Genomic DNA, 3,972 nt, shown 5'->3' with positions numbered 1-3,972 from the left:
GGTGGAGCGCACACTGGCGTGGCTCAACCGCTTCCGCCGTCTCACCATTCGCTATGAACGACGCGAGGACATCCATCTGGCTTTCACCACGCTTGGATGCGCCCTCATCTGCTTCAACCAATGTAAACGGTTTTGTTAGACGCTCAAAGTCGCAGGGAGTTGCTACCCGATCTGGTCGATCACGAGCTTTCGAATTTCCTCGCGGGTCAGTGGGTTGGGTTGCGGAGCCCACGCCCGAACCACGGCTGCCTTGGCTTTGATCGGGCGATGGATGCGCGTCTTATGGGTGTCTGCGACCTTGTTCTCGGCTTTCATGTTTCTTCTCCTTGGCTGCTCGGGAGCGAACCCCGGCAACGTGCTTCTGTTTTGGCTTCAGGCACTGAGGCCGGCTACGCGCTCGGGCTGGAAATGCACCCGTCGCACCGTCAGTCCATGCCATCCGCCCATTGGCCCGAGCCACTCGATCGACTGTCCTTCCGACAGGCCGATCAGGGCCGCGCCGATATGCGTCAGGACCGAGATCCGTCCAGCCTCCAGATCATCTTGGCCCGGATAGACCAGGATGATCCGGCGGACCTCGCCCGTGACATTGTCCTGGTACTCGACCTCCGAATGCATCGTCACGACATCCGGACCGATCGTGCCGGGCACCGCGATCATCGCCCGATCGAGTTCGTCCGCCAGCATCTCGGCGATGGTATAGCGCCGGCTGTGAATGGCCGCTGTCGCAAGCCTCATCAGCCTGTCGAAATCCATGGCGGATATGGTGATGGAGGGGAGGCTCGCCGGTTTCATGTCTTCTCCGATCGCTCTTCAGCGTCCTGCCGCGACAGCGAACAGGCATATTCTCTTCGTTGTCAGGAACGTGCGCAGACGATGACCGAAACCGGATCGCTGGCCGGGAAGGTCTCCATCAGAGCATCATCCAGTCGGCGGTCGAGATCGTCCGTCGAGTTGCCGTCCTCGTAACCCAATGGATCGAGTGTGGTCACATCGGGCTCCGCCTCACCTGGCAGAAGCCTGAACCGAACGTCCTCCACCACGACTTCGTGCCATGGCCCGTCCGGGCTCGTCCGGAACGGCATGCGGTCGCCTACGCGCAGTCCCAGTAAGGCGATCCCCAACGGCGACGTCACGGACAGTTCCGCGCCCGGCCAGAGCATGTCCTCCGGATACACCAGGACGTGCGCCATCGACCTTCCACTGCGATTGATCCGGTACGTGACCTTTGCATTCGTCGAGACCACATCCTCCGGCAATGCGTCAGGATGACAGAGCGCAGCTCGCCGCAGTTCCGACATCAGGAACTCACGATGCGGTTTGCGCTGACGGCGGTTCATCGCCGCAACGGACATGAGGCGGTTATAGTCGGTTGTTGCGATGATAACGCGCGGCAATCCAGTGTGCTGATGCATAAACACCTCCTATGCAGCGCCGGTCACGCCCAGAACGAGCCGAATGGAAACAAACGGACGGGCTCACCTGTGACCAGGCGTGCTGAATTCAACGGTACAAGATTGTCATGACCCCGAACGGCGGCAGCGCAATGCGCCTGCCCGAGTTCGGGGTTCAGCAGCCTGCGAAGAGGCGGCCTCCGCGGAGGATGAAGATGTGACGCGATGTAATCATGACATCCTTAACTTAAGTAATATGTGGCGTGATTCAAGCCAGCTCGCCTTATAAAATGGCTACAGGATTGTTATCCCTCTATCGGGAGCACACTCGACAGCAACAAATGCGGACCAAGGCTGTCGCCTCAGCCACTGGATCAAGGTCGCAAAGGCCAATGCGGCGTGAGCTTGAATTTGTGAAACTTCTACTTACCTTAAGAGTGTCATGATTACGCGGCTTCATCTTCCTGATCTTCGCGCGGGGCGCCTCCTCGCAGGCTGCTGAACCCCGAAGGCCGGCCCGCCCCAGCGCGGCAGCCCGCCATTCGGGGCTATGACGACTCCTGAAAAATTTTCAGACACAAATAGCGCCCTTTCCAAGGGCCGGCGCGGCATGCGCCTCTTCAGGGTCGTCCTTCTGCATGCTGCGCCGCGCGGAGAAGAAGACATGAACGCAAGCTTTTGCCATTCACATCATCCCCTGTCGCCGCACCTGCTGCTGTCGCTGGTCCTTGGCCTATCGTCCGCCCCGAACGATGGCCGTATCACTCTGCCGTGGCGCCTGAGGCGGGAAGCCGTTGGCGGCCTGACGCAGAGCGGGATCCATGGCCGGGATCGGAAGCCGCAGCATCCGCCTGCAGGCGCAGTGCTACCCCCACTCACTGTCGCAGACGTGATGACTCACGACGTGGTCGCCGTCTCGACGGTCACCCCGGTGAGCGAAATCGCCGGCATCCTGACCGGGAAGCGGATCAGCGCCGTTCCGGTGGTCGGCGCCGATGAAAGCGTCCTCGGCCTCGTCAGCGAGGGAGACCTGATCCGGCGGGCTGAGATCGGAACCCAGCGACGCCGCTCCTGGCTGCGCAAGGTTCTCGCCGATATCGAGACGGAGGCCGCCGATTACGTCCGGACCCATGGCCGGAAGGCGCGGCATGTGATGACGTCGCCAGTGGTCACCGCGACCGAGCACATGACGCTCGCGGATGTCGCCGACATCATGGAGAGGCGGCAGCTTAAGCGGCTTCCCGTCATTCGCGGGAGGCGTCTCGTCGGCATCGTCAGCCGCAGCGACCTTGTCAAGGCGGTGGCACGCTACTGTGCTCCCCTGTTCGCCGATCCTCCCACAGATGACGCGATCACGCGGGACGTGATGGCCCGCGTGCAGACGGTGACGCCCTCGCATGCGCTGATCAACATTTCGGTGCACCGGGGCAACGCCGACCTGGCAGGACTTGTAGACTCGGCAGCCGAGCGCGAGGCGGTCCTCGTCGCTGCCGAGAATACGCCGGGGGTCCGCTCGATCCAGGACCGCCTGTTCCTGCGGTCCAGGTCGATCTCGTGAATGGGAAGGGCAGATCCAATGACGCATTCTCGTGCTGTCCTGAACGCCGCCATCCTATTCGGCGGCGTGTGCCTGCTGCTGGGTGTTCTCGGCGCGCTGATGATCGAATCCGGGAAGGTCTTCGCAATCTACAGCACCGCGGTTCTAGGCTTCGCCACGTGGGTGTCTCGGGAGACTTATCGGGGTTGCCGGGTAGAGCCTCGCGATCCGACGCCGAAGGGAACGTTGCCATAGACCATCGTGATCCGCTGCCTTCGCCGTTCCGCCTTCATCCGCCTCCAGCCCACGCTGCTGGATCAACCAAGGGAGAAACCCATGCCAGTTGCCAGGAAGATGCCCCTCATCGCGGTGCAGAGCTCGACGGTGGAACTGGGCGAGGCGCTCCCCGCCCATGCCCGGGCCTGCATTCAACGGGTGGCGGGCAAGTATTTCGGCGACCTCAGCGGTGCGGCCGTATATTTCAGCCGCGAAGGCGACTCGTACCGGTGCACCGTGAACATGCAGATGGGGACGCTCCGGATCGTGACGGGCGAGGCGGTCGCTCCGGACTGCTACAAGGCCTTCGATGATGCACTGGAGAAAGCAGCCAAGCGCCTTCGACGCCTGAAGAGGGCCCTGCGCGATGACAAGCCGCTTGGGCTGGTCAGGGACGGGTTGCTGCGCGAAGGGCTGCGCATGCGCTAGGCAGCGCCCGAAGCTGCAGCCTCTCGCGCTTACCATGGCCTTGGCCGCATATTCGGGCACGCATGCGCTGCAATCGGTGAATACGCACTGGATGCAGTTCTCCAGCACCTCATGCGTCATCCCGGGCCTTTCGTCAGGGACACCCGGGGAGGACGGATCGAAGCCTTCTCCCCCGGATGTCCCGGAGAGGTGCCCGGCATACGGTGCCGGGGCCTAATGGCCGGCATCGACGATGCGGGGCAGGGTCTCGAACTGGTGGTATGGAGGCGGAGACGACAGGGTCCATTCCAGCGTCGTCGCACCTTCGCCCCACGGATTATCGCCCGCGTGCTCCTT

The 3,972-nt window shown here is 62.4% G+C and carries 6 protein-coding genes and 1 pseudogene; 4 read left to right on the top strand and 3 right to left on the bottom strand.

The window, feature by feature from the left end; genetic code table 11:
* Positions 1 to 139, top strand: a pseudogene (locus ACS5Q0_RS27320) (IS5/IS1182 family transposase); the annotation flags it as partial.
* A 23-nt stretch (positions 140 to 162) separates the two neighbouring features.
* On the opposite strand, the gene ACS5Q0_RS27315 reads toward ACS5Q0_RS27320, so the two are convergent.
* The 3 genes from ACS5Q0_RS27315 to ACS5Q0_RS27305 form a co-directional block, all read right to left on the bottom strand.
* Positions 163 to 315, bottom strand: coding sequence for a hypothetical protein (locus tag ACS5Q0_RS27315; RefSeq protein ID WP_473129761.1), 153 nt, complete (start codon positions 313 to 315; stop codon positions 163 to 165).
* Positions 316 to 372: 57 nt separating this feature from the next.
* The gene (gene rnk / locus ACS5Q0_RS27310; RefSeq protein WP_473129760.1) at positions 373 to 795 is read right to left on the bottom strand and encodes a nucleoside diphosphate kinase regulator; all 423 of its coding nucleotides are present in this window, start codon (positions 793 to 795) and stop codon (positions 373 to 375) included.
* 62 nt (positions 796 to 857) lie between these two features.
* Positions 858 to 1,415: a GreA/GreB family elongation factor gene (locus ACS5Q0_RS27305; RefSeq protein WP_473129759.1), complete on the bottom strand. Its 558-nt coding sequence runs from the start codon at positions 1,413 to 1,415 to the stop codon at positions 858 to 860.
* 643 nt (positions 1,416 to 2,058) lie between these two features.
* Here ACS5Q0_RS27305 and ACS5Q0_RS27300 point away from each other — a divergent pair.
* The 3 genes from ACS5Q0_RS27300 (at position 2,059) to hpf (ending at position 3,636) form a co-directional block, all read left to right on the top strand.
* The gene (locus ACS5Q0_RS27300) at positions 2,059 to 2,952 is read left to right on the top strand and encodes a CBS domain-containing protein (RefSeq protein ID WP_473129758.1); all 894 of its coding nucleotides are present in this window, start codon (positions 2,059 to 2,061) and stop codon (positions 2,950 to 2,952) included.
* A gap of 18 nt (positions 2,953 to 2,970) precedes the next feature.
* Complete coding sequence (locus ACS5Q0_RS27295) at positions 2,971 to 3,186, top strand: hypothetical protein (RefSeq protein ID WP_473129757.1); 216 nt, start codon at positions 2,971 to 2,973, stop codon at positions 3,184 to 3,186.
* A gap of 81 nt (positions 3,187 to 3,267) precedes the next feature.
* Entirely contained in the window at positions 3,268 to 3,636 is a 369-nt protein-coding gene (gene hpf, locus ACS5Q0_RS27290) for a ribosome hibernation-promoting factor, HPF/YfiA family (RefSeq protein WP_473129756.1), read from the top strand.
* Positions 3,637 to 3,972: the final 336 nt, after the last annotated feature.

The sequence above is a fragment of the Microvirga sp. HS2 genome (assembly GCF_055792805.1).
The sequence above is the reverse complement of the archived record's forward strand: the minus strand, read 5'-3'. Positions and strand labels throughout refer to the sequence as shown.

Bases quoted from the DNA above. Each gene is read 5' to 3' on its own strand.
- hpf (WP_473129756.1), top strand. From the start codon at position 3,268: ATGCCAGTTGCCAGGAAGATGCCCCTCATCGCGGTGCAGAGCTCGACG.
- ACS5Q0_RS27315 (WP_473129761.1), bottom strand. From the start codon at position 315: ATGAAAGCCGAGAACAAGGTCGCAGACACCCATAAGACGCGCATCCAT.
- ACS5Q0_RS27300 (WP_473129758.1), top strand. From the start codon at position 2,059: ATGAACGCAAGCTTTTGCCATTCACATCATCCCCTGTCGCCGCACCTG.
- rnk (WP_473129760.1), bottom strand. From the start codon at position 795: ATGAAACCGGCGAGCCTCCCCTCCATCACCATATCCGCCATGGATTTC.
- ACS5Q0_RS27295 (WP_473129757.1), top strand. From the start codon at position 2,971: ATGACGCATTCTCGTGCTGTCCTGAACGCCGCCATCCTATTCGGCGGC.
- ACS5Q0_RS27305 (WP_473129759.1), bottom strand. From the start codon at position 1,415: ATGCATCAGCACACTGGATTGCCGCGCGTTATCATCGCAACAACCGAC.